The organism is Streptomyces yatensis (assembly GCF_018069625.1).
GTDB lineage: Bacteria > Actinomycetota > Actinomycetes > Streptomycetales > Streptomycetaceae > Streptomyces > Streptomyces yatensis.
Genome location: NZ_CP072941.1, coordinates 6,332,020 through 6,355,601, shown reverse-complemented (window position 1 = coordinate 6,355,601; position 23,582 = coordinate 6,332,020). Strand labels below are relative to the sequence as shown.

Annotated in this window: 24 protein-coding genes and 1 tRNA gene; 12 read left to right on the top strand and 13 right to left on the bottom strand. The window is 69.8% G+C overall.

Annotated elements, in window-relative coordinates:
* Window positions 1–9: 9 nt before the first annotated feature.
* Entirely contained in the window at window positions 10–261 is a 252-nt protein-coding gene (locus tag J8403_RS26755; protein ID WP_211125386.1) for an acyl carrier protein, read from the bottom strand.
* A gap of 286 nt (window positions 262–547) precedes the next feature.
* A complete protein-coding gene (locus tag J8403_RS26750; RefSeq protein WP_211125385.1) occupies window positions 548–1,297 on the bottom strand; it encodes a helix-turn-helix transcriptional regulator in 750 nt (249 codons plus the stop codon).
* 345 nt (window positions 1,298–1,642) lie between these two features.
* On the opposite strand from J8403_RS26750, the gene J8403_RS26745 reads away from it, so the two are divergent.
* From J8403_RS26745 to J8403_RS26730, 4 genes are all read left to right on the top strand, one after another.
* Complete coding sequence (locus J8403_RS26745; RefSeq protein ID WP_211125384.1) at window positions 1,643–3,208, top strand: MFS transporter; 1,566 nt, start codon at window positions 1,643–1,645, stop codon at window positions 3,206–3,208.
* Window positions 3,209–3,283: 75 nt separating this feature from the next.
* On the top strand, window positions 3,284–4,300 hold the full coding sequence (locus tag J8403_RS26740; protein WP_211125383.1) for a zinc-dependent alcohol dehydrogenase: 1,017 nt from the start codon (window positions 3,284–3,286) through the stop codon (window positions 4,298–4,300).
* Window positions 4,301–4,369: 69 nt separating this feature from the next.
* Entirely contained in the window at window positions 4,370–5,152 is a 783-nt protein-coding gene (locus J8403_RS26735; protein WP_211125382.1) for an LLM class F420-dependent oxidoreductase, read from the top strand.
* Window positions 5,149–6,543: an MFS transporter gene (locus J8403_RS26730; protein WP_211125381.1), complete on the top strand. Its 1,395-nt coding sequence runs from the start codon at window positions 5,149–5,151 to the stop codon at window positions 6,541–6,543. Before J8403_RS26735 ends, J8403_RS26730 begins: the two co-directional genes overlap by 4 nt.
* A gap of 30 nt (window positions 6,544–6,573) precedes the next feature.
* On the opposite strand, the gene J8403_RS26725 is transcribed toward J8403_RS26730, so the two are convergent.
* The 6 genes from J8403_RS26725 to J8403_RS26700 all read right to left on the bottom strand — a co-directional run bounded on the left by J8403_RS26725 (window position 6,574) and on the right by J8403_RS26700 (window position 11,689).
* Window positions 6,574–7,575 (bottom strand): ABC transporter substrate-binding protein, encoded by a 1,002-nt coding sequence (locus J8403_RS26725; protein WP_237512618.1) that lies wholly within the window; start codon window positions 7,573–7,575, stop codon window positions 6,574–6,576.
* Window positions 7,576–7,649: 74 nt separating this feature from the next.
* On the bottom strand, window positions 7,650–8,213 hold the full coding sequence (locus J8403_RS43800; RefSeq protein ID WP_237299897.1) for an ABC transporter permease: 564 nt from the start codon (window positions 8,211–8,213) through the stop codon (window positions 7,650–7,652).
* A gap of 488 nt (window positions 8,214–8,701) precedes the next feature.
* Window positions 8,702–9,607: a helix-turn-helix transcriptional regulator gene (locus J8403_RS26715; protein ID WP_211125378.1), complete on the bottom strand. Its 906-nt coding sequence runs from the start codon at window positions 9,605–9,607 to the stop codon at window positions 8,702–8,704.
* 53 nt (window positions 9,608–9,660) lie between these two features.
* The gene (locus J8403_RS26710) at window positions 9,661–10,464 is read right to left on the bottom strand and encodes a helix-turn-helix transcriptional regulator (RefSeq protein ID WP_246586004.1); all 804 of its coding nucleotides are present in this window, start codon (window positions 10,462–10,464) and stop codon (window positions 9,661–9,663) included.
* A gap of 384 nt (window positions 10,465–10,848) precedes the next feature.
* On the bottom strand, window positions 10,849–11,238 hold the full coding sequence (locus J8403_RS26705) for a hypothetical protein (RefSeq protein ID WP_211125376.1): 390 nt from the start codon (window positions 11,236–11,238) through the stop codon (window positions 10,849–10,851).
* 49 nt (window positions 11,239–11,287) lie between these two features.
* Complete coding sequence (locus tag J8403_RS26700) at window positions 11,288–11,689, bottom strand: ATP-binding protein (protein ID WP_211125375.1); 402 nt, start codon at window positions 11,687–11,689, stop codon at window positions 11,288–11,290.
* A 154-nt stretch (window positions 11,690–11,843) separates the two neighbouring features.
* Here J8403_RS26700 and J8403_RS26695 point away from each other — a divergent pair, with 154 nt between their 5' ends.
* A complete protein-coding gene (locus J8403_RS26695; RefSeq protein ID WP_211125374.1) occupies window positions 11,844–12,728 on the top strand; it encodes a helix-turn-helix domain-containing protein in 885 nt (294 codons plus the stop codon).
* Between the two features lie 17 nt (window positions 12,729–12,745).
* A complete protein-coding gene (locus J8403_RS26690) occupies window positions 12,746–12,955 on the top strand; it encodes a DUF397 domain-containing protein (protein WP_211125373.1) in 210 nt (69 codons plus the stop codon).
* Window positions 12,956–13,028: 73 nt separating this feature from the next.
* Here J8403_RS26690 and J8403_RS26685 read toward each other — a convergent pair whose 3' ends face one another.
* Entirely contained in the window at window positions 13,029–13,622 is a 594-nt protein-coding gene (locus J8403_RS26685; RefSeq protein WP_211125372.1) for a lytic polysaccharide monooxygenase auxiliary activity family 9 protein, read from the bottom strand.
* A gap of 173 nt (window positions 13,623–13,795) precedes the next feature.
* Here J8403_RS26685 and J8403_RS26680 point away from each other — a divergent pair.
* The 5 genes from J8403_RS26680 to J8403_RS26660 all read left to right on the top strand — a co-directional run bounded on the left by J8403_RS26680 (window position 13,796) and on the right by J8403_RS26660 (window position 18,366).
* A tRNA-Lys gene (locus tag J8403_RS26680) sits at window positions 13,796–13,869 on the top strand.
* A 412-nt stretch (window positions 13,870–14,281) separates the two neighbouring features.
* Complete coding sequence (locus J8403_RS26675; RefSeq protein ID WP_211125371.1) at window positions 14,282–14,809, top strand: hypothetical protein; 528 nt, start codon at window positions 14,282–14,284, stop codon at window positions 14,807–14,809.
* A gap of 30 nt (window positions 14,810–14,839) precedes the next feature.
* Window positions 14,840–17,083 carry a glycoside hydrolase domain-containing protein gene (locus tag J8403_RS26670; protein ID WP_211125370.1) on the top strand — a complete coding sequence of 748 codons (2,244 nt, stop codon included), beginning with the start codon at window positions 14,840–14,842 and terminating at the stop codon, window positions 17,081–17,083.
* Window positions 17,080–17,589 (top strand): hypothetical protein, encoded by a 510-nt coding sequence (locus J8403_RS26665; protein WP_211125369.1) that lies wholly within the window; start codon window positions 17,080–17,082, stop codon window positions 17,587–17,589. Before J8403_RS26670 ends, J8403_RS26665 begins: the two co-directional genes overlap by 4 nt.
* Window positions 17,590–18,366, top strand: coding sequence for a hypothetical protein (locus J8403_RS26660; RefSeq protein WP_211125368.1), 777 nt, complete (start codon window positions 17,590–17,592; stop codon window positions 18,364–18,366).
* 134 nt (window positions 18,367–18,500) lie between these two features.
* Here J8403_RS26660 and J8403_RS26655 read toward each other — a convergent pair whose 3' ends face one another.
* Entirely contained in the window at window positions 18,501–19,091 is a 591-nt protein-coding gene (locus J8403_RS26655; RefSeq protein ID WP_211125367.1) for a choice-of-anchor C family protein, read from the bottom strand.
* A 741-nt stretch (window positions 19,092–19,832) separates the two neighbouring features.
* Here J8403_RS26655 and J8403_RS26650 point away from each other — a divergent pair.
* The gene (locus J8403_RS26650; RefSeq protein ID WP_211125366.1) at window positions 19,833–20,513 is read left to right on the top strand and encodes a FadR/GntR family transcriptional regulator; all 681 of its coding nucleotides are present in this window, start codon (window positions 19,833–19,835) and stop codon (window positions 20,511–20,513) included.
* Window positions 20,514–20,651: 138 nt separating this feature from the next.
* Here J8403_RS26650 and J8403_RS26645 read toward each other — a convergent pair whose 3' ends face one another.
* The 3 genes from J8403_RS26645 to J8403_RS43795 are packed head-to-tail and all read right to left on the bottom strand — an operon-like array spanning window position 20,652 to window position 23,331.
* The gene (locus J8403_RS26645; protein ID WP_211125365.1) at window positions 20,652–21,338 is read right to left on the bottom strand and encodes a response regulator; all 687 of its coding nucleotides are present in this window, start codon (window positions 21,336–21,338) and stop codon (window positions 20,652–20,654) included.
* Window positions 21,335–22,573, bottom strand: a complete 1,239-nt coding sequence (locus J8403_RS26640) for a sensor histidine kinase (RefSeq protein ID WP_211125364.1) — start codon at window positions 22,571–22,573, stop codon at window positions 21,335–21,337. Before J8403_RS26640 ends, J8403_RS26645 begins: the two co-directional genes overlap by 4 nt.
* A 23-nt stretch (window positions 22,574–22,596) precedes the next feature.
* Window positions 22,597–23,331, bottom strand: coding sequence for a hypothetical protein (locus J8403_RS43795; protein WP_246586003.1), 735 nt, complete (start codon window positions 23,329–23,331; stop codon window positions 22,597–22,599).
* Window positions 23,332–23,582: the final 251 nt, after the last annotated feature.

Below are 23,582 nucleotides of genomic sequence, written 5' to 3'. Positions count from 1 at the left end.
ACCCGGCGGTCACCAGCCCGCCGCGTCGGAGACAACCTCGTAGACGCCTCGGAGGTTCACCATCCGGCTGAGTTCGGACTGCTCTATGACGATATTGAAGGTCCTCTCCAAAGCCGCGAGTATTTCAATGGCACGCAGTGAATCCGCGTCATGCTCTTCTTTGAAGAGACTGGTCTCAGTGACCTCGTCGGGGTCGATCTCAAGAATATCGGTGACGATTTCCTTGATGGTTTCACGACGCTCTTCGACGATGGCGGTCATTACCGCGCACCTCCATTTTCGGGCATGGGCAAAGCGACGAAGCTCCCGCTGACGCTAGGCGCCGGTCCGGGAGGGGACAACCCCAGAGTCCACTAGCTGTCACGCGCCGGGTGAACACCAGCATGCGACTGGTCCGGGTGTCATAAAGCTGCAGACGGCAGCCGGTTACCCCGCGGTCAGAAGTTGGATTCTGCAGGAAGCTGCCAGGTCGTCAGCGGACAGAAACGTGCCAATAACGTTCAAACCACCAACAACCCGGCTGCTGCCCGGGTGTGCGGTCGCGCCCCTATTCGGGGTCGGACTCCATCAGCCCGGCGCGCACGGCGCGCACTCCTGCCTGGAACCGCGATTCGACCTGCAAGTCCCGCATGATGTCAGCCACATAGCGACGGTAGGTACGCACCGAAAGACCGAGTTTGCGGGCCGCGGCGTCGTCCTTGTAGCCCTCGGCCATCAGCTTCAGCACCTCGCGCAGCACCCGGCCGCGCGCGCCGCCCTCGAACGACAGGGGCCGCATCGGGCGCTGGGCCGTGTCCCACATGCCGCTCAGCAGCTGGTGCAGCATATCGGCCACGGTCGAGTTCTGGATCATCGAGGCGCGGGAGCCGCCGGGCTCGCCCGGCGAGGCGTCGGGCGCGATGACCGCCGCGCCGTCCACGACCACCAGCTCCTGCCGCACCCCCTCGCAGACGCGCACCTCGAGCCGCGCCACGGTCCCCACCGAGCGCTGCCAGGCCGCGCCCCGGATGACGCCCGGCGGGCAGAGCATCCGGGTCCTGACCCCCTTGCCCGCCAGCTGGGCGAGCGTCTGTCCGACCAGCCGGGCGTGGTCATCGCCCGTCACCTCGGGCAGGCTCCAGATCACATCCCGCTCGGCGCGCAGCACCAGCCGCGCCACCCACCCGGCCACGGCCTCCCCGTCCACCGGCAGTTCGGCCGACGCCGAGGCCAGCGCGGAGCGGCGGTGGTGGTGCACTGCGGACTCCAGCAGGCGTAACGCCTGGCCCAGAGTCTCCTCCAGGTTGTCCGACCCCATGTCCGGCTCCGTTCGAACCGCTCTCCCCGCACCCACCTCCGCGTCAAATCCGTCAATAGGCACTCGCCCATTTGGTTGAATTCCGAAATGGCTCAAAGGACACCCCCGTTCCCTTTCCGGGAACAGTAACGAGCCCCCTGGCACACGGCAAGGAAGATCGTTCCTTATGGGACACTTCCCGCCGGGAAATACCCTCGCGTTCCGGCCACGACACCTCCCCGTGTCGGCAAGGGGCTGCGCCCCCGCTCGGCGGATTGGTAACTTCCTCTAGAGCCAGCACGCCATCCCTTGCCATACGACGCGGACCCCCCCACCTTCCCCCGGGTCCCGAAAGGCGCCGCCCCCATGGCTGCACAGAACACCGCGACCACCGATGCCGCGCAGGCCGGTTCCGCGCACTCCCCCACCGGCCGCCAATGGCTCGCGCTCTCGGTGCTCGTCCTGTCCCAACTCGCGGTGTGGCTGGACAACACCGTGCTCAATGTGGCCCTCAAGACCCTCGCCGATCCCGACGAAGGGCTCGGCGCGAGCCCCAATCAGCTGCAGTGGAGCATCAGTTCCTACACCCTGGTCTTCGCGGTGCTGCTGTTCACCGGTGGTGTGCTCGCCGACCGCTACGGCCACCGCCGCTTACTGCTGACCGGCATGGTGCTCTTCGGCGCGGCCTCCGCCTGGGCCGCCTACTCCGGCTCCGCCACCGAACTCATCGTGGCCCGCGGCGCGATGGGCATCGGCAGTGCCCTGATCATGCCCGCGACCCTGGCCCTGATCGCCCAGGTCTTCGACGAGCGGCACCGGGCCACCGCCATCGCGATCTGGTCGGGTTCCAGTGGAATCGCGATCGCCACCGGGCCGATGCTCAGTGGAGCGCTGCTCGACCACTTCTGGTGGGGGTCGGTCTTCCTGGTCAATGTGCCGATCGTGGTGCTGTGCGTGGCCGGTTCGTTCGTCTTCCTGCCCGGTGTGGTCACCCGGGTGCGGCAGAAGTTCGACCCGCTGGGCGTGGTGCTCTCCACCGCCGGGCTCTTCGCCATCGTCTGGGGCGTCATCGAGGGCGGCCACCGCAACGACTGGACCGATCCGGCCATCGTCGCCTCGCTGGCCGGGGGCGTGCTGCTGGTCGTGGTCTTCGTCCTGGTCGAACTGCGCGTCGCCAACCCCAGCTTCGACGTCCGGCTCTTCCGTGACATCCGCTTCACCGGCGCCAGCGTCGCCGTCATGCTCACGTTCTTCGGGCTCAACGGCTCGATGTACTACACCAGCTTCTATCTGCAGGGCGTCCAGGGACAGACACCGCTGGAGTGCGGGCTGTCCATCGCCCCGGTCGCCCTCGGCGTGCTGCTGGGTGCCCCGCTCTCGGCCAAGCTGGTACGCAACCACGGGGTGCGCCCGGTGGTCACCGCGGCCATGCTGATCGCCACCACCGGTTTCGTCGCCTACGTCTTCCTGGACGAGAACAGCGGACTGCCGCTGTTCTGGGTCTTCCTCATCCTCCAGGGCCTGGGGATGGGCGCCGCCGTCGCGCCCACCACCGAGGCGATCATGGCCATCCTGCCCGCCGACCGGACCGGCGCCGGCTCCGCCGTCAACAACTCGCTGCGCCAGATCGGCGGGGTCCTCGGGGTGGCGGTCCTCGGCTCCGTGCTGGTCAGCGTCTACCGCGACCGGGTCACCCCCCGGCTGAGCGGACTGCCCTCCGGTACCGCCGACGCCGCCGGGGAGTCGCCCGAGGCCACCCGGCTGCTCGGCGCGAAGATGCGGCTGCCCCGGCTGTCGGACATCGCCGACGAGGGGTTCGTCCACGCCATGCATGTGGCCTCCATCGTCGGCGCGGCCGCCGCCGCGGCCGGAGCAGTGATCATCTGGTGGGCGTTCCGCAGGACGTCTTCCGGCGCGCGATCCAGCATGTGATCGTTCTTCCTTGCCACCCCTGTCGCCCCGGCATAGCCTCCCGGCACAACATCCGTAATCCGGAAGGCAGTTCACATGCGTTCAGCTGTCATCACGGCGGCAGGCCAGGTGGAGACCAGAGAGATACCTGTCCCCGACATCGGTGACTCCGAGGTGCTGGTACGCATCGCGGCCTGCGGTATCTGCACCATGGAGGCCAATCTCTACGCGGGCCGGATGACGGTCTATCCGGCCGCCGCCGGGCATGAGATCTCCGGCTGGGTCGAGCGGATCGGCGCCAAGGCCGCCGCGCTGGAGGACATGCCCGCCGTCGGCTCCCTCGTCACCCTCGACGGACTGCCGCGCTGCGGGGCCTGCCGCAGTTGCCGGCGCGGGCAGACCGCCATCTGCGTCGCGCTCCAGGGACACCAGCGCGAGGACGGCGCGATCACCATGGGCGCCGGACTCGCCGAATACATCGCGCTGCCCGCCTCACGGGTGTGGTCGGCCGGCGACACCGACCCCGCCGTCGCCGCCATGGGCGAACCGCTGGCCTGTGTGGTCCACTCGCTGCGCCGCGGCGGCTTCCGCGCCGGGGACCGGGTCACCGTCATCGGCGCCGGCTATATGGGCCATCTCCACCTCGCCGTCGCCGCGCAGCTGCAGGCCCGCGGCGTCGCGGTGGTCGAACGCGACGAGCAGCGGCTGGCCGCCGTCGCGGCGGCGGGCGCCGACGCGGCCGTCACCCCCGAGGACGTCGGCCAACTGCCCCCGGCGGACGTGGTCGTCGTGACCATCGCGTCCAAGGAGGCCATCGCCGCCGCCCTCGCCGCGGTCGCCGACGGCGGCACGATCGTCCTCTACGGCGGCGGCCCCGGCGGCCCGCCCGCCGAGCTGCCCGGCTACGAGGTGCACCGCCGCCAGCTCACCGTCACCGGCTCCTTCAGCCATGAGCCGGACGACTGGCGCGCCGCCGCCGAACTGCTGCGCGGCGGCGCGCTCTCCGCACGGCTGGAGACGCTGGTCACGGCGCGCTACCCGCTGGACGAGGTCGAGAAGGCGCTCAAGCAGGCCGCCGAGACCCCCGTCTACCGCGTCGTCGTCACGCCGTAACGGCCCCGCTTCGGGCGCGGCGCCGGCAGAACCACCAGCACAGTCCCCCCACAGAAAGGATTCACCTCCGTGTCCCTGCGCGTAGGCGTGCAACTCCACCCCCAGCACACCGGAATCGCCGAGCTGCGCACCGCGTGGCGCGAGGCCGACGCCCTCGGGGTCGACTCGCTGTGGACCTGGGACCACTTCCTGCCGCACACCGGCGACCCCGCCGGGCGCCACTACGAGTGCTGGTCGCTGCTGTCCGCGATGGCGGTCGAGACCCGGCGGGCCACCATCGGGCCGCTGGTGAGCTGCACCGCGTTCCGCAATCCGGATCTGCTGGCGGACATGGCCCGCACCGTCGACCAGCTCAGCGGCGGGCGGCTGGTGCTGGGGCTGGGCGCGGGCTGGTTCGAGGCCGAGCACACCGAGTACGGGCTGCCCTTCCCCGGACCGGCCGGGCGCATGGACGCCTTCGCCGCGTCCGTCACCGCCGTCAAGGAGCGGCTGGCCAAGCTCAACCCCGGCCCCGCGGGCCCGCTTCCGCTGCTGATCGGCGGCGCCGGGCGGCGGCGCACCCTGGAGCTGGTGGCCCGCGAGGCCGACTGGTGGAACTGGTACGGCTGGGCCTCCGAGGACCCCGTCGCCGACTTCCGCGAGCTCAGCGGCGTCCTGGACCAGTGGTGCGAGCGGGTCGGCCGGGACCCGGGACAGGTCGCCCGCACGGTGATGGTCAACCCGGACCAGCTGCCGCTGGTCGAGGGGTTCGCCGAGGCCGGGGCGGTCCATGTGGTGCTCTCCCTCCCGGCCCCGTACGACTTGCGCAAGGCCGAGGAGCTGCTCAAGGTGCGCGCCGCGCTCACCTCGTGACGGCCCCGCGCGCGACGGCGCCCCGCACGCCCCTGGGGCGCCGCTTCGGCCTGCTCATGGGCGCGCTGCTGCTGTCCAGCCTGGGCAATGGGCTGTGCTTCCCGTTCACCTCGATCTACATCAGCCGGCTGCTGGGGCTCGGCGGCCGGGCGGCGGGCGGCTACTTCATCGCGATGGCCGCGGCCAGCCTCGCCGCCGCCCTGGCCGGTGGGCCGCTGGCCGACCGGGGCAGCCCGCACCGGGTGGGCGCGCTGGGCGCCGCGGCGCTCGCGGCCGGATACGCCCTGCTGGCGCCGGCCGGCTCGGTGCCGCTGGTGCTCGCCTCGGGGGTGTGCGTCGGGGTCGGCTTCGGGCTCTTCTACGCCTCGATCGTGGGCATCGTGGACACGGCCGTCCCCGAGAGCGGCCGCCGCTCGGCCTTCGCCATCCGGCACATCGTCAACAACGCCGGGATCGGGCTGGGTTCGGTGGCGGCGGGGCTCGCGCTGCACGGCGCGCACACCCCGGCGGGGACGCTGCGCTGGCTGTACCTGGCCAACGGGCTGGCGGCGCTGCCGCTGATCGCGGTGATCCTGGGCGTACGGCCCCGGGTCGCGCCCGAGCCCGCTACGGGGGGTCCGGCGGACCACGCGGCGGAGCCGCATATCGATGCTTCCCCCTCTCCGCCCCTTCCCGAAACTGGGGCTTCCCCCCAGACCCCGGGGTCCAGGGGCGAAGCCCCTGGTAGCGGGAAGGGGCGGAGAGGGGATCCGACGCCACCTGAGCCGTCCGGGAGCGGGCCGACCTATCGCTCGCTGCTGCGCGCCCGCCCCATGGCCCTGCTGATCCTGGCCCAGGCGCTCTTCGCGATCGTCGGCTTCACCCAGATCGAGGCCACCGTACCGCTGCTGCTGCATGACCGGATGGCGGTCACGCTGGGCTGGGTGAGCGTGGTGGTCGCGGCCAACTCCTTCGCCCTGATCGCCCTGCAGCCGCTGCTGCGCGGCCGGCTGGAGCAGCTGCCGGAGACCGTGGTCCTGGCGGGCGGTCCGGTGCTGTGGGCCGTGGCGTTCGGCTGCGGTCTGGGCGCGGCGCTGGCCGGGGAGGCGGCCCCGGCCGCCGTGCGGTACGGGCTGCTGCTGGCCTTCGCGGTGGTCTTCGCGGCGGGCGAGCTGATGTACTCCTCCGCGTTCTATCCGCTGCTGCTGCGCTGGTCGGGCGAGGAGGCGGTGGGCCGGGCGAGCGCGCTGGCGTCGCTGGCCTGGAACCTGGGCACGGCCTCCGGGCCACCGATCGGGCTGTTCATCGTCGCCCACGCCTCGGCGACGGGCAGCTGGCTGGCGCTCGCGCTGGGCGCGGCGGCCGCGTTCGCCGTGACCGCCGCGCTGCGCGGCCGGACGGCGGACACCTGATCGACCGCCGCCCGAACTGCTTTGGAGAGCTTACGACTTGGGCAGGTACGACGTGTCGTAGGCGTCCTCCGGCGTGACCGTCTTCTCCAGGAGCCCCTGGTCGTACATGAAGTCGGCCATCCGGGTCCAGGTCTGCGGGTCGATCGCGCCCAGCTCGCCCTGGTCGTTCTTCATCAGCGGCGCGGTGGCCTTGAGCACGGCGCGGGCGTTGTTCCGCTGCTTCTCGCCGCGCAGCCCGGGTACGTACTTCTCGCTGAGCTCGATGGCCTCGTCCTGGTGGTCGATCGCATAGCGCAATCCACGCAAAGAGGCGTCGACGAACTTCCCGATGTCGTCACCGCGCTTGTCGAGCGTCTTCTTCTTGGCGCCCAGACCCACGCCCACCAGCTGATCTCCGGCCGCGCCCGAGTCGAGGGTAATCGACCGGACGTCCTTGCCGGCCTCCTTGAACGAGACGGCGTCATTGTTGAGATAGCCCATCACCCCCTCCACCTTGTTTCCGGTGAGGGCCGCCTGCTGGGTGAAGCCGATGTTCTGCACCTTGGCGTCCTTGGCGGAAAGTCCGCCCTCCTTGAGGAGCGCCAGCAAACCGAAATAGGTCTCGCCGAAGGGACCGGGTGTGCCGATCTTCCGGCCCTTGAGGTCGGCGGGGGTGCGGATGTCGGAATCCTTGGGCACGATCAGCCCCACCGGATATTTCTGGTAGAAGGTGGCGATGTCCACGACGGGCACATTTTTGGCGCGCGCCTGGAGCATCTCGTCACCGCCCGCGTAGATCACATCTTCCTTGCCCGAGGAGAGGGCCCCGAAGAGATCTTCGGCCGCGCCGTGGTGGCGCAGCGTCACATTGAGTCCGGCGTCCTTGTAGTAGCCCTTTTCGGCGGCCACATAGAACGGGGAGAACTGGATGTTGGGGGTGTAGGTGAGCCCCACCGTGATGCTCGCCCCGCCCTTGCCCCCCGCGTCCTTCGGCTCCTCGGCGCATGAGGTCAAGGTGGCCAGGGCCACCATGGACGCGAGGGCCGCGCCCATGACCCGGTGTCTGCGAGCACGCCTCATGGACGTCTGCACGAAACGCACGTACTTCTCCTCTGGGATGAAAGTTGTCAGTCGCGCTGAACGAGCCGCTCGACCAGGCGGACCACTCCGTACAGGACGGCGGCGAGAAGGCCGAGCATGACGAGCGTCGAGAACAGTCCGATGGTGTCGGCCTCCTGGCGCTGCACCGACAGCAGCTGTCCCAGTCCGTCGCCGCCCATCACGAATTCGCCGACGACCGCGCCGGTGATGGAGAGCGTGAGGCCGTTGCGCACCCCCGCGAGAACGCTGGGCAGGGCGAGCGGAAGCTCGATGTACCAGAGCATCCCCCACCACCCCACCCCGTCCACCCGCGCCGCCCCCATCACATCGGGGTCCAGCGAACGCAGTCCCAGCACGGTGTTGACGAGGATGGGGAAGAAGACCAGCAGCGCGCAGAGGACCGCGATGGGCAGCAGTCCGTAGCCGATCCACAGGGCCAGCAGGGGGGCCAGCGCCACCGCGGGCATGGCCTGCGAGGCGGCCACATACGGCTGGAGCGCGGCCGCCGCGAGCTCACTGCGGGCGATCAGATAGCCGAGCGGCAGCGCCACTCCGATCCCGATACCGCTGCCCGCCAGCGCCTCCCACACCGTCTCCTTGGTGTAGTCGACGAGATCACCGTGGAACACGTCGTCGAGGAAATGCCGCGCGAGGTCGAGCGGAGCCGGAAGATAGAACTCCGCAACGGCGCCGGTCCGGGTCACGATGTCCCAGACGACAACCAGCAACAGCCCGAATACCAGCGGCGGCAGCACACCCCGGAACAGCGTTCTCCGTCGGTCGGCGGAGGCCGCGCCGGATGCCGGTCCGGTCATTTTCCGGCGGTCACCGGCCCATGACTTCTCACCATTTCCGCCGCTGTCGCCGGTCTTTCGCGCATGTCCCGGTCGGGGTGAATGCGGCTCGTCCGTACTCGGCTCGCCGTCCGCGCCCGCCGTGGCGGTCGCGCCCCTTCCGTGCCCTTCGGTCATCCCCAAATCCCCTTGCATTACCGGCTGTTGCCAGATCTCGGCACGCCCGCAGGCAACCTATCGCCAGCACGCTCCCGATCACAATGTCGATGGGGAAAACGAAATAATCATGTTGATGTATTTCCGAGGATGCCGAGCTCAGTGGCGCGCACCCCCGCCTGGAAACGGGAGTTGGCCGCCAGCAGCTCCAGGATCCCGGTGACATAGCGGCGGTACGTACGCACCGAGATCGCCAGGTCGCGGGCGGCGGCCTCGTCGGTGACCCCGTCGCGCAGCCGGGCCAGCACCCGGCGCACCATTTCGGTACGGGCGCGGTTGCCGAAGTCGAGCGGACGGGCGGCGGGCACCGCGCCGCCCCAGATGGAGCCGAACATGCCGTACAGGGTGGCGACCACCACCGGGTCCTCGATGACCGAGGTCTGCCGCCCCTCCTCGGCCTCGGTGCACACCAGGGCGGTCCGGCCGTCCGCGATCACCGCGGTGGGCAGCGCGACCGCCGCGATCCGCACCTGCACGGGGCGCGCGGCCGAGCCGGCGCCGGGTGCCTCGGCGGGCGGCGCGGGCCCGGGGATGGGCCGCGGCACGGGCCCGGGCGACGTTCCGGGGCCCGTCGTGGAAGCGGCAGTCCCGGGGCCCGTGCCGGAAGCGGCGGCCCCGGATCCGGCGGTGCCGGCACCGGCAGCGGATCTGCCGCGCAGCACCCGCACCCCGACCGGGTCGCCGAGGTCCTCCACCAGCGCGCCGAGCGCGGCCTGCACCGGCGCCATCCGGGCCGAGCACTCGGGGAAGACGGCGTCCACGCTCCGCCCCGCCTGGCCGATCACCTCCTCGGCGGCGGCGAGGAACGCGGCGTCCTCCACCCCCACCTCGGTGAACCGCGCGTCCCGGCTCCGCCGGGCGCGGTGCTGGATCACCGTGGACTCGATGAGGTCCCGTACCTCCCGTAGCGTCCCCTCCAGCAGGTCCCCCGCGAGCGCGGCCTCCGGTCCAGGATCGCGTCCGCGGTCCTTCATGTCGACATTCCCGTACTTCCCGCCTCGTGACGTGGTCAAGGTCTCGAGCGCCGTCAGTGACGGCCGGGCAGCAGCCCCAGTTCCACCGCCCGCACCCCCGCCTGGAAGCGGGAGTTGGCCCCCAGCTCCCGCATGATCTCCGCGACGTACCGGCGGTAGGTGCGCAAGGAGACCTGCATCGTGCGCGCCGCCACCTCATCGGTGTGGCCGGTGCGCAGACACTCCAGGATCCGCCGTACGGAGTCCGGGCACAACCGCCCGCCCAGCCGCGGATGGTCCGCGAGCGCCACGGCGTTCCCCCAGGTCCCGGCGAACATCATCTCCAGGGCCCGCACCGTGGCGGGGTCCTCCACCAGCGACGCCTGCCCCGGGCCCCGCCCCGGCTCCGACGGTCCCCGTCTGAGGTAGACCACCTCGCCGTCGATGAGCAGCGCCTCGGGTAACGGCGGCAGGCCGCCGTCGCAGATCCGGATCTCGCACCGCGGATCGGTGCGCGCCAGCGCCCGGACCGCGCCCGAGGCCAGCACCGGCTCCTCGCACAACAGCCGTACGACGACGGCGCGCCGGCTTCCCCTGGCCGGGCGGGCGAGCGCGGCGCAGACGGCCCGCGTCTGCTCCTCGTTCCCCGACAGCACCACGCCGACCGTCCGCTCGGCGCAGTCGACCAGCGTGTCGACGACCTCGGCGAGCGGCACCTTCCCCAGAGCCGTCCCCGCCCAGGAGTCCTGGGCCAGCTCCCTGCGGTGCCGGGTGACCGTCGACTCGATCAGATCACGGGCGGCCAGCAGCGCGTGCTCGACATAGTCGACGGCGCCTGACGAGGGAGTCTCCGCGCTCAGCGGCGAAGGCTCGGACACCCTCACAAGACCAACCATGACTTCCCCTGCCGGGCGACAGTGACCTGGTTATGCGAATACCGGCCTGATTCTCGTCAATTTCGCCGCCCCGAATTGCGGAGGCAGCATTGTGCGAAATCCATGACGACACTAATTCGCGCACAGCGACCACGTCAACGCGGGGCGTGAGGTAAAGAGTTGACCAAACCGGGTGCGCCGGCTCGTATTCTACGGTCGCGCCGCCGATACGCCGGGGGCGCATGTCCACAAGTTACCGGCGAGTCCGCCTTCCGGACGCGGCGGGACTACGGACCGCAGCGATTCGGCTCCGTTCGACGACACGGAGTGGGGGACGGTGTCCGGTTGCTGCCAGCTCGGCACCCCGCCCCGGGACGGCCGCCGGGATCAGCCGAAGTTGATCGGCCCGTGGAAGTCCCGCCCCTGGACGACCGGGCCGGTGATGCGGGCGTTGCCCGAGACGGTGTTGTGCACGGCGCCCGCCTCCCCGCCCCGCGGGCCGTGCTCCCGCATCCAGGAGGCCAGGGCACGGCCGAACTCCGGGTCCTGCCGGGCCCGTTCGACCAGCAGCTCGGCCAACTGGCGCAGCCGCTCGCCGTCGTCGTACGGAATCGCCACCGGCTCCGGCTCACCGGCCGGTTCGCCCTCGCCCCGCCGCACCACCCGGCGGACCAGCGTGCCGAAGGACTCCAGGGCCCGCCGCCCGGCCTCGCCGCCGGCGCCCGACACCGCCGCGTTCACCGCCGTGACCAGCGCTCCCGCCGTCACCGGGTCCATGGCCCACCCCCCGCCCTCGATCGCGGCTCCACGCTACCGGCGCCGCGGGTCACGGTTCCACCGATTCCGCGCGCAGGGTGAACCAGACGGTCTTGCCCGTCGGGGTGAGGTCCGTGCCCCATTCATGGGCGGTCTTGCTGAGCAGGAACATCCCCCGGCCGCTCTCGGAGAGGAAGTCCGGCTCCTTGACCACCGGCAGCGCGGATTCGAAGTCGCTGACCGCCGCGCGGATCCCGTGCGGAAGCCTCTCCAGGACGAGGACGCATTCGGGAGAGGCGGCGTGCTTGTGGACATTGGACAGCAGCTCGGTGACGCACATCCCCGCCGCGCTGATCAGCTCCTCGCGCCCCCACAGCCGCAGGCGCGCACCGACGGCACGGCGAATGTCGGCAAGCATCCGCGGATGAGCGCGAAGGCGCAGTTCGTATCGCTGCGAGATGTTCTCAGCCATATGATCCGGGGCCCCTCCACACCACGGCGCGCTGCCGTGTCCCCTAGCGATCCTGGCCTATGGAACGTCCCACTCGCAATGTTTCGACCCAGTCGCACAAGACTGGCATATGCCCGGCTGGTAGGCGTAGTTGGCAATACGACAGACTGGCGACATGTCCTACCAGCCAGTGCCCACCGTTCGGCGCAGGCGCCTGGGCTCCACGCTGCGACAGCTGCGCACCGAAGCGGGGATGACACTGGACGCGGCGGCCGCGGCACTCAATGCGGCCGCGAACGGATCGGCCGACGCCCGCCGCTGGACCGCGCCGAAACTCTCCCGGATCGAGAACGCCAACGCCACCATCCGCGCCGCCGAGGTCGAAACGCTGCTGAGGGCCTACGCCGTCACCGACCCCACCACCCGTATCGCCTTGGAGGGACTGGCCAAGGACGCGGGCAAACGCGGCTGGTGGCAGACCTACCGTGGCGTCGTCGCCCCCGCCTATGCCGACTACATCTCGCTGGAGAGCGACGCGGAGAGCGTCCGCGACTACGCCCCGCTGGTCGTCCCCGGTCTGCTGCAGACGGCCGACTACGCCCGCGAGACCATCGCGGCGAACGCCGTGGCCCGCACCGCCACCGAGGTCGACGCCCTCGCCGAGGTGCGCCTGGCCCGCCAGGCCGTCCTCACCCGCTCCTGCCATCCGCTGCGGCTGTGGGCCGTCATCCATGAGGCGGCGCTGCGCCGCCGGTTCACCGGGCAGCCCGGCATCATGACCGCTCAGCTGCGGCGGCTGCTGGAGGTGGCGGAGTGGCCCACGGTCACGCTGCAGGTGATGCCGATCGACGCGGCGCCCAATCCGGGGGACGCGGGCGCGTTCACACTTGTGGCCTTCCCAGGTCCGATGCCGGATGTGGTCACCCAGGAGAACCTGCGCGGCCCCTCGTACGTCGAAGGAGTCGACGACGTCAATGTCTTCGCCGACGCCTTCGGCCATATCGTGGACTGCGCGCTGTCCACGGATGAGACGAAGGCCCTCATCGCTGGTCTGGTATGAGAAAGAGGGCCCCACATATGAACACCTCTGAAACGGCCACGCACCACCGCCCCCACTGGCGCAAGTCCTCGTTCTCCGCGGGCGAGGGCCAGTGCGTCGAGGTCGCCGTCACCGGCGGCCGCGTCCAACTGCGGGAGAGCGACGCCCCCGGCACCGTCCTGACCACCGTGCCACCGGTCCTGGCCGCCTTCGTCCGCAGCGCCAAGGCGGGCGCGTTCGACGCCTGATCGTCACGTCGGTGCGGTGCCGTCCCGGGACGGCACCGCACCCACCCGCACTACCGGATCGACCGGACGACGATCAGAACTGGACGTCCGAGCAGGCGTAGAAGGCGTTCGAGGTGTCCGCGATGGTCCACACGGCGAGAATCACATGTCTGCCGCTCTTACCGCTCGGGATGGTGCCCGAGTGGGAGAGCGTGGACGGCGGCCGCTGGCCGTTGTACGGCACGGTCAGGAAGGGCTGGGACTCCAGGCTCGCACGGGTGAGCTTCTGGCTGGGGTTCCAGCCGTTCTTGGTGATGTAGTACTTGAAGTCCGTGGTCGCGTGGGAGGCCGTGAACCGCCAGTTGAAGGTGTAGCTCCGGCCGGCGGTCATCCTGGTCGCGGGCCAGTTGCCGCCCCGCGGGTCGTCGAGCTGGGAGAACCGGCTGTTGCCACCCGCACAGATCGTGCCGTCCGCGGGACCGCCGGACGGGAAGCCCTTCGGGCCCTCGACGCTCTGGGGCTCGTACTGGATGTCACCGCAGCCCGTCACCGTGCCGTTGGCGCACAGCTTCTGGCGGCTGATGGGTGAGTCGGTGTAGCCGTGGCTGGAGGCGCTGCCGCCGGTCGCGAGGACGGAAATCGCCGCGAGACCGATGCCGATGACGGCGGCGCTGATCTTCTTGCGCATGCTTCGCTCCTGAAGACGTGGGGAGTGCTTCGATGAGCCGTGCACGGCGGTCTAGACCAAGTTGAGAGTATCCAGGGCCAATAGTCATGTCCATACCAATGGAGCAAGGCCGCGGCGGGGCTCACGGCGTCCTGACCACCGTCCGAGGTCGGGTAGAATTTCCACGTCAGCAGGCGCCGCTAGCTCAGTTGGTTAGAGCAGCTGACTCTTAATCAGCGGGTCCGGGGTTCGAGTCCCTGGCGGCGCACCGTGGCTTCGCCACTGACCTGGGGCTTCTCGGTTCTCCGAGGGGCCCCTTGCGCATGGTGACGGGACGTCACGGGCCGCCGGACGGCCTGCCCGCAGAGTCCAGAGATAGTGACCAGCAACACATCTCAACCCTCTGTATACCGAGCTCGTTGCACATGAGTCGCTTTATCCCCTCATAGGGGATGCACCGCGACGCACCCCATACCGCCTCCGTGACCACCCGCAGGCGGAGGCTCGGACTCCGCTCCCCAGGCCCGTTCAGACCTCTTGTCCAAGGCCATGACCAGTGCATATGTTCCGTGCGACCACAGCGCGGCAAGCGCTTGTTCCCACGTCCGGGCCTTGGGGAGAGGCCCCGGCGATCTCCGCATTCACCAGGTTCCAGCAGCCTTTACGGGAGGGGTACGTCCATGTCCAGAATCCTCAGATCCACCGTCGGTGCCACCCTCGCCTCCGCCGCGGCGGCCGTGCTCACCCTCACCGCGCCCCAGGCGTCGGCCGCCGAGCGCCCCGCGGCGCCCAGCGTCAAGGTGGCGCCGACCGCCTCCGCCGAGACCAAGGCGTTCGCCAAGGCCAACCCGGCGCCCACCGCCGCCGCCGCGACCGTGTGCGGCACCGGCTACACGCTGAACAAGGCCATTCCGCTGCCCGTCGGCACCGACCCGAGCCAGCGCCTGGCCACGCTGTTCAGCTACACCAACGGCGGCAAGGGCTGCGCGATCCTCGACAACAACTACGGCGCCTCGCAGTACATGTACCTCAAGGTCTGCAAGGTGGACGGCACCGGCTGCGACACCGACTCGGGCAACTTCAGCGAGTACGCGGGCCCGGTCTACGTCTCCAGCATCGCCTGCGCCCCGGTGACCGCCAAGATGGGCAAGACCTCCAGCAGTCTCTACATCGACTACAAGTCCGACTACGTCTTCCCGTGCAACTGACCCCCGTCACCCGGCACTGAAGGAGACGTCATGGCCGACGCCATGGTCATGCGGGCGCAGCAGTTCATCAACGACACATACGGCGGGAAGCTCGGCATCCCGGCACTCGAGGTCGACGGGAAGACCAGCTGGACCGTGATGTACGCGCTCACCCGGGCGCTCCAGTACGAACTGGGCATCACCAGCCTCTCCGACAGCTTCGGCCCCACCACCCTGAGCACGCTGCAGTCGAAGTACCCCAAGGTCAACGCCAGTACGACGCCCTCGGCCAAGTTCACGAAGATCGTGCAGTCGGGGCTGTACTGCAAGGGGTACAACGGCGGTGGAATCGACGGGGTGTTCAGCTCCACGGTGGCGGGCTCGATCACCGAGCTGATGACCGACATGGGTGTGGCGGGCGTCTTCGAGGCGGGCAGCCTCGCCCCCAAGGTCTTCAAGGGGCTGCTCACCATGGACGCCTATGTCGTCACCGGTGACGGCGGCGCCGACATCCGCACGGTGCAGCAGTATCTGAACGCGAACTACGTGAAGCGCCAGGACTACTTCGTCATCCCGTGCGACGGACACCACTCGCGGACCGTCGCCAAGTCCATGCTGCTGGCCGTGCAGTACGAACTCGGCATGGCCGACGGGGTGGCGAACGGAAACTTCGGCCCCGGCACCCAGTCCGGGCTCAAGCAGCACCCCGTCTCCTCGGGCGAGACCAGCACCTGGGTGCGGCTGTTCTCCGGGGCGATGATCCTGAACCAGCGGCCCAATGTGCCGTTCAGCTCCTCGTTCGGATCGGCGCTCGGCTCCGCGGTGAACAGCTTCCAGGGCTTCGCCAAGCTGCCGGTCACCGGCAGGGGCGACTACTCCACCTGGGCATCGCTGCTGGTCTCCTACGGTGACCAGGACCGCCAGGGCCAGGCCTGCGACGGCGTCACCAAGATCACCCAGGCCCGTGCCAACACCCTCAAGGCCGCCGGGTACACGTACATCGGCCGCTATCTCACCAACCCCAGCACCACCGATCTCCCCGAGAAGGCCATCCAGATCGGCGAGCTCCAGACCCTCGCCGACAACGGGCTCCGCTGCTTCCCCATCTATCAGACCTTCGGCCGCGACGCCTCGGGCTTCAACTACGCCGCCGGCAACGCGGCGGCCATCGCGGCGGCGAACGCGGCCGATGACCACGGCTTCAAGGACGGCAGCCGGATCTACTTCGCCGTGGACTTCGACGCCTACGACTACGAAGTCACCGACAATGTCCTGCCCCACTTCAAGGGCATCGTGGACGGCATGGCCATCGCCGGGAACCGCTACAAGATCGGGGTCTACGGACCGCGCAATGTGTGCATCCGGGTCTCCGAGGCGGGCCATGCCACGGCGAGCTTCGTCTCCGACATGTCCAGCGGCTTCTCCGGGAACTACGGCTATCCCCTGCCGCCCAACTGGGCCTTCGACCAGATCGTCACCAAGACCATCGGCTCCGGCGACGGCTCGATCAACATCGACAACAACATCGCCTCCGGCCTGGACACCGGACAGGGGTCCTTCAACCCGCCGGTGGCGTCGATGCCGGACAGCCTCTTCAACCAGGCCTATTACCCGGGGCTGCTGGCCGACGTCCGGTCGTATATGCAATCCATCGGCTTCGCCGAGGACGACGGCAAGATCTACACCACCGGCCAGTGCCTGGAGACCATCATCGCCGGGGATGTCGCCGTGACCAATACGGCACGGGCCTACGGCATGCGCAAGGCCCTCATCCAGACCACGGCGTTCTGGGAGTTCCGGCACTACGGCAATGAGGACCTGGTCAAGGACGCGGGAGTGTGGCTCTACCACAACGGCTATGTGCCGGACTGGGCCAAGGACTTCCCCAAGGTCGACGCGTTCCGGGACAGCAGCACCGGCGTGGGCCAGATGTTCGGCCGGGCGGGCGTTCTCTGCTGGAACAACTCCATCAGAAGCGGCCTGGTGACCGGCACCCCGAAGGACCCGGACAAGGACTCCGACATCTTCTCGGTGTGGGACAAGCTCCGTACGGACAACGACTTCGCCCTCACCTCCGTCGGCCACGCGCATATCTGGGGAGCCGACGGCAAGCCGGGTGGCACCGCCGCGGAGCAGGAAACCGGGATCCGCCGCCCCTCGCTGGACTACAAGGAGTCCGAGATCTACGAGGTGCTGCGCCGCTACCAGGGATATGAGGAGCCCGCGTTCACCGACGCCAGGAAGCGCATGCCCCTCTACTACATCTTCGAGAAGTACAACAGGATGATGCGGTGAGCGAAGAACCTTCCCTGCTGGCGGCCGATTCGGCGGGCGGGCACGATTCGATCCTGCTGCTCTTCATCTGCCTGATCGGCGTCATCGTCATCTTCACCCTGATCGGCATACTCGGCTCCGGCGTCTCCAAGCGCACCGGCCGCCGGAAGACCCGGGCCGACTGGCTCGGCGGAATCGCCCTGCTGTCCGTCTGCGCCACCATCGCCCTGTACATCTGGGGCGCACTCCACGTGATGTTCATGGAGAACGCCAATATGCGCGAGGAGTGCGCCCAGGCGGGCGGGGCGGCGAAGGCGGCTCAGGTCGACCGCTATGAAGCGCACTACCTTCCCCTTCGCTTCACCTGCCATCTCGACGAGGGCGGAAGTTACGACGCCGCGGTCCCCGGATACGTCAACCCGGCCATGGCCATCGCCTTCATCCTGGCCATCGCCACGGGCGCGGTATCCGTAGTGGCCCGCGACCAGGACCGGTCCACCAGCCCTACCGTCACGAGGGGACGATGAATGAGCGTGTTCGACCCATCCCGTAGGCAGCTGCTCATCCGCTCCGGTGCGCTGGCCGGCGCGGCGGCGCTGGCCTCCCTTCCCGGTTCGGCCCTGCTGGCGACGCCCGCGTACGCCGCGTCCTCGCATTCCAAGACGCCCACCGGCGAGGAGATCCGGAAGGCATACCGCCGTTTCCAGGCCAACCAGGCCCGGGTGCTGACGGGCAGACCGAGCCCCAACGGCTGGGAGATGGAGAAGGTCACCGACGGCGGCGGCACCATCTGGTCCCGTCCGGTGCCCGGCACCCCGCTGGTGGGCGTCACCGTCCGCATCGGCGCACCGGAGGCCGTACTGGTCCATGTGATCCGCCGCTTCCACTACGAGATCGACGAACTGCGCAAGGGCGATGTGGTGGGCTGGCGCAGCCCCGGCACGGTTCGCAAGGGGCTGCCGGAGGGCAACCTGGCGTCCGGTACGGCGGTCCGGATCCGCCCCGGCCACTACCCGCCGGGCGTCAAGGGCGGCTTCTTCCCCCAGCAGGAGGTCGTGCTCCGCGACATCCTCGCCGAGCTCGACGGCGTGGTCCGCTGGGGCGGGGACGACCGGAAGCCGGACGAGTCGCTCTTCTACCTCGCCGTGAAACCCGGCGATCGGCGGCTGGCCGAGGTCGTGGCCAAGCTGGGCCGGTGGCGCGAGACGCCGGGCAGCGGGGCGGGCGCCCCCGTGGACGTCCTCGCGCCGGGGCGCCGTAAGGCGGCGGCGTCCTTGGCACACCGCCAGCGCGCGGCCGCCTGAGCGGCGGGCCGCGGGGCACCCCTGAGGTGCGCGCCTGGTCGGCGCGGGCCGACAGGGCGCGGGCTGACCAGGCGCGCGCTCAGAGAGAACGGGGAGCCCCCGGCGCGTGGGGCGCCGGGGGCTCCCTTTGGCGATCAGCCGCAGGAGGGACAGGGCGTGCAGTCCCGGACCATGACGTCGTCGATGACCGGCCCGTAGGCGGTGTTGTTCGTGCTGGCGAAGGCCAGCGTCGTGGAGGTGCCACGCGCCACGAAGGTCACCTCCTGGGTCACATAGCCCATGTTCCCGAAGGACTTTCCGGTGATGTCGAAGCTGAAGTTCCGGAAGTTCTGGCCGTCGACCAGCACCGATCCGGTCTTCACGGTGGGACCGCCCGCCGGGTTTCCGGCCAGGGAGTACGTGACCGTGTACCGCTTCCCCGGCACCGTCGTGAAGGTCTGGGCCACCGTGCCGGCGCCCGTACCGTTGAGGTCCACGGACTGGCCCCCCTCGGCCGCCTGCCAGAAGCCGTCCCCGATGTGGTCCACGTTTCCGGATGTGACCTTCCACGGCCCGATGGTCCCTCCGGCCGCCACGGTCCCGAACGTGTTGGCCCCCACCGCGGGCGTCTCGAAGCTGCCGTCGTCGAAACGGCTGATGGCGGCGGCCGACGCGGTGCCGGTCCCCATACCGGCGAGCACCCCGGCGACGGCGACCGATAAGACAAAGATGCGAATAGGCGACATGTTCCCCTCCAGTGCGACACATTCGGCAATGCACCGAATTATTGGCGCCGCTGAATCTTCCGTACCGGAGGATCACACGCCAGAGCCGGACCCCCGGCGCACCGTGGTGCGGACCGGATCGATCGCGGCCGATGCGCCGGTCCATCGCCCCAGCCGCCCCTCGGGAAGGGGGTGTTGGGTTGCGCGGCTCGGGCGAGTGCGGCGCCGCCTCGCGCCTTCGGCGCATTTGAGCAGCGGGGCAGGGGATGGGGGGCGCGGCCGCGTCGCCGGGCGCCGGGCGGCCGGGTGTGGCCGCCGGTGGCGGCAACGGCCTTCCGAGGCGGGGCCGTTGCCGGGCCGCCTGCCGGGGTGGGGGTACCCCTCTCGAAACTGTTTGACAAATTAGTTGCTTCAGATCAAGCGTTTTTTAGGGGGTACCCGGAGGGGACCGGCAGCCCGGATCGGTCCGAGCCCCCACACCGCCGAGCCGCCACGGCATCGGCCCCACCGGCCCGGCGGCCGGCGGCGAGGCCCCGGCCCCCATCCCCCGGACCCATGCTCAAAGTCACCTCGCCTCCATACGGTCTTGCCCGGACTCCGGAACCCCCTGGGGGGTCGGCTCACCGTCTCCCCCGAAGCCTGGGCCGCTTCATCGCGCACATCTGACCCGCTCGCGCCGCCGCCGCTAAGCTGTTCGGATCGGAGGTGGCGGTGGCGGCGCACTCACATTCGCATTCCCGTACGCGGGGGGTTTCGCGGGGGATGACGAACGACATCCAGGAACGCATCAAGCGGCTGATCATCGACCAGCGGCTTCCCTCGGGCGCTCCGCTGCCCACCGAGACCGAGCTGATGGAGCTACTCGGCGTCAGCCGCAACTCCGTGCGCGAGGCGCTCAAGGCGTTGCAGGCGATGGGGATCGTGGAGATCCGGCACGGCTTCGGGACGTACGTCGGGCCCATGTCGATGGCGCCGATGATCGAGGGGTTGATCTTCCGTACCGTCGCCGGGCACTACCGGGGCGAGGACAGCCTGCTGGAGCTGCTGGAGCTGCGCGAGGCCGTCGAGACCGGGCTGATCGCGCGGCTGGCCGGGCGCATCCCGGAGGCGGACCTCGCCGAGCTGGACGCGGTCGTACGGCGGATGGAGGCGGAGGCGGCGGAGGGTGCGGTGCGGGCCGAGACGGACCGGGCGTTTCACGCCGCGCTCTACGGGAGCCTGGACAACACGCTGCTGAGCGAGGTGCTGGAGGCGTTCTGGGACGCCTTCCACCGGGTGCGCACCGATCTCGTGGACGTCCCCACGGATCCGAGGGTCACCTGCAAGCAGCACCGGGAGATCCTGGAGTCGGTGCGCTCGGGGGACGCCCTGCGGGCCGAGGGCGCGATCCGCGATCACTTCGGGAACATCCGCATCCGACTGCGTTCGGCGCATCGCGACTAAGGGGCTGCACCGGCATGCGGTGGCGGCCTGCCGGGGGAGTTGGGGTTCGGCTCGGGCCCATGCTGGTGACGCCTGACCCCGCTTTATGGGCATGATCCGGCGTGGAGCGGGCCGCGGACCGCCGCTTGTCGATCTCGCTCATCCATCGGTCGATTGATGAGCGGCGCTGACGAGCCCTGACTCGTAGGCGCTGATCACCAGCTGCGCGCGGTCCCGCGCACGCAGCTTGCTCAGCAGCCGACCGATGTGCGTCTTGACGGTGCCGTGGCTGAGATGGAGGTACTCGGAGATGTCGGCGTTGGAGAGGCCACGCGCCACGAGCACCAGGACCTCACGCTCGCGCTCCGTGAGGTTCGCCAGCGAGGAACCCGGCGCATGGTGGGCATGCGGAAGACGGGCGAACTCGGCGATCAGGCGTCGGGTCACCGAAGGGGCGAGAAGGGACTCTCCGGCGGCGACAGTGCGGATGCCGGCCAGCAGCGCCTCGGGAGATGTGTCCTTCAGGAGGAACCCCGCCGCCCCGGCACGCAATGCGCCGTACACGTACTCGTCGAGGTCGAAGGTGGTGAGAATGAGAACGCGTGTCCCGGCTGTCTCAGGAGACCCGACTATGCGACGCGTCGCCTCGATGCCGTCCATGCCGGGCATCCTGATGTCCATCAGCGTCACGTCCGGGCAGAGCCGCTGTGCGCTCTCGACAGCTTCGTCCCCGGTGCCCGCCTCGCCCACCGCTGTCAGACCGGGGGCGGTGTCGATGAGCACCCGGAAGCTGCCTCGGAGCAGGGGCTGGTCATCGGCGACAAGTACCCGGATCGGTTCGGTCACGCGGTCCCCTCCTTCCGGCTCGTAGCCGTGCCGTGAGCGGGCTCGGACGGGAGGCGAGCCGACACAGCGAACCCGCCGCCGGGCCGTGGCCCGGCGGCGAACGTCCCGCCATATACCATCACGCGTTCGCGCATTCCCACGAGTCCGTGCCCACCATTGAGTTCCGCCCGGTCGGTCGCGACCGCGTTCCCGGCCCCGTCGTCCACCACCTCTATCCGCACATCTCCTTGCGAGTCGACTGTGATCTTCACCTGGCAGTGAGTTCCGCCGCCGGCGTGCTTGACCACGTTCGTCAGGGCCTCCTGCACGATCCGGTAGACGGCCAGCGCCGCCCCCGCTGGGATGCCGACGGCCAGTTGGGTGCTGAGCTCGGTGCGAACTCCCGCCCGCTCGGCACGCTGGACGAGTCCCGGCAGGTCGTCCAGCCCGGGAGGGGGAGCCGTCTCCGCCGATCCGGGTTCTCGCATGCGCCGTCCAGCGGTGTCGCCGCGTAGCACCCCCAGGGCACGGCGCATCTCGGTGAGCGCCTCCCGGCCGGTCTGCTCGATCACCTGGATGGCCTCGTGCGTTTCTTCGGGGCGTGCCTCAGCCACATGATTGGCGACCGCCGCCTTGACGACGATCACGCTGAGGCTGTGCGAGACGATGTCGTGCAGTTCTCTGGCGATGCGCAGGCGTTCTTCGGCCAGTGCCTCCTCCGCAAGGCGACGCTCCCTTCGGTCCGCTCGGGATCTCCGCTCTCGCACGACACGGCCTGCTGCCCCCGCGGCCCCGATGACCAGCCAGACCAGGGCGGACGTTCCGGCGGCTTCCGCCCACGGGCCGGAGGGCGTCAGGGCCGCTTCACCCGTGATGACCGCGGCTGCCGAGACAATCAGCGTCAGGGCGAGCGTCGCCGAAGCCCGGCGTGTCGGCTCGACGAGCGCCACCACGTAAACGGCCAGGGCCGCGGAGATGTAGGGGTCACGGGTGATGTCGAGCAGTGTCGCCGTCACCGAACCACCCAGAATTACCGCCAGGGCAGGCAGGGGCCACAGGCGCCGAACGGCCAGCGGCACTCCGACACAGACGGCCACCAGCCAGCCCAGCCACCATGGGCCGGAAAACCGGGGCAGACCGTCTGTGGCACCCCGGTCGGCCAGCGTCACGTACCCGGCTGTCACGACGGCCGCCAGGCAGGCGTCGATCGCCAGCAGATGCGCGCCGGTCCGCAGGGGCCGCCCCATTCCGTGCATCGTTGGACGATACCGATGGCCGCTCATCCGGCCTGTCCGAAGAGGAACATCGCGGTACCCACGGCGACCAGCACGAGAAGCCTTCCCGCGACCGTGGCCGCCCGCGGGGTCGGCCCATCGCGCAAGACGGCCACGCCCAGGGGTACGAGCGCGAGGCACAGTCCCGTGGCGGCGGCGACCGATAGAGGGGTCGTTCCCTTCAACACCCCCAGCGGCATCGCCGATGCCAATGCCAGGGCCGCCGCGCGCAGGGGGCCCAGCACTCGGGACCGGTATGCGCCGATGGCCAGCAGGAGCCAGCCGCCCATGATCGCGGCGTTCAGTGTGCTGAAGATGTGGAACGCGCCGTAGGTCTCGCTCACCGTTCGCGTCGCCGATGCCGCCCCCTGGACGGCCACCAACTGGAAGCCCAGGTGGTCCATACCGGCGTGAAACGCGCGGGCGAAGAGGCCGAGGACTGTGAGTGCGCCACCCCAGACAGCGAGGTCCCGGAACCTCTCGCCGATCCTGGCGGCGAGGAGCATGACTCCCGGCCAGAGCAGCACCCACCCGGCGGACACAAAGCTGTATGAGGCCGTCATGAGGTCCGGATGGTGCTCGTACGCGCTCAGTTGCGCAGGGAAGAAGAAGTCGAAGCGCAGGCGTAGCAGTACGCCGGTGAGTAGCAGCAGGGGGCCGAGGACGAGGGAGGCACCGCCTGTCCAGCGTCCCGGAATGGGAGGGGCAGGAACGGCGCTTGACGGAGTCGTGACGGTCATGGGGCAACGATGCTGCCGTCGCACGTACCGCGTCGTCGGAGCATGGACCACACTTTCGGATCGGACCGTGGTCGTACTGCTTGCCTCGTGTTCATCTCCTCGCACGCGACATGCTCGGCGAGCCAGGCAACGGCGTGTCAGGGCACTCCCGGCGGAGCGCTTGGACCGATTTCAAGCCGGGAGTCGTCGCCCTTCCCTTGACCATGTTTGTCCGATAAACAGACCGTTCACACTTGCGATCGCCGACGCCC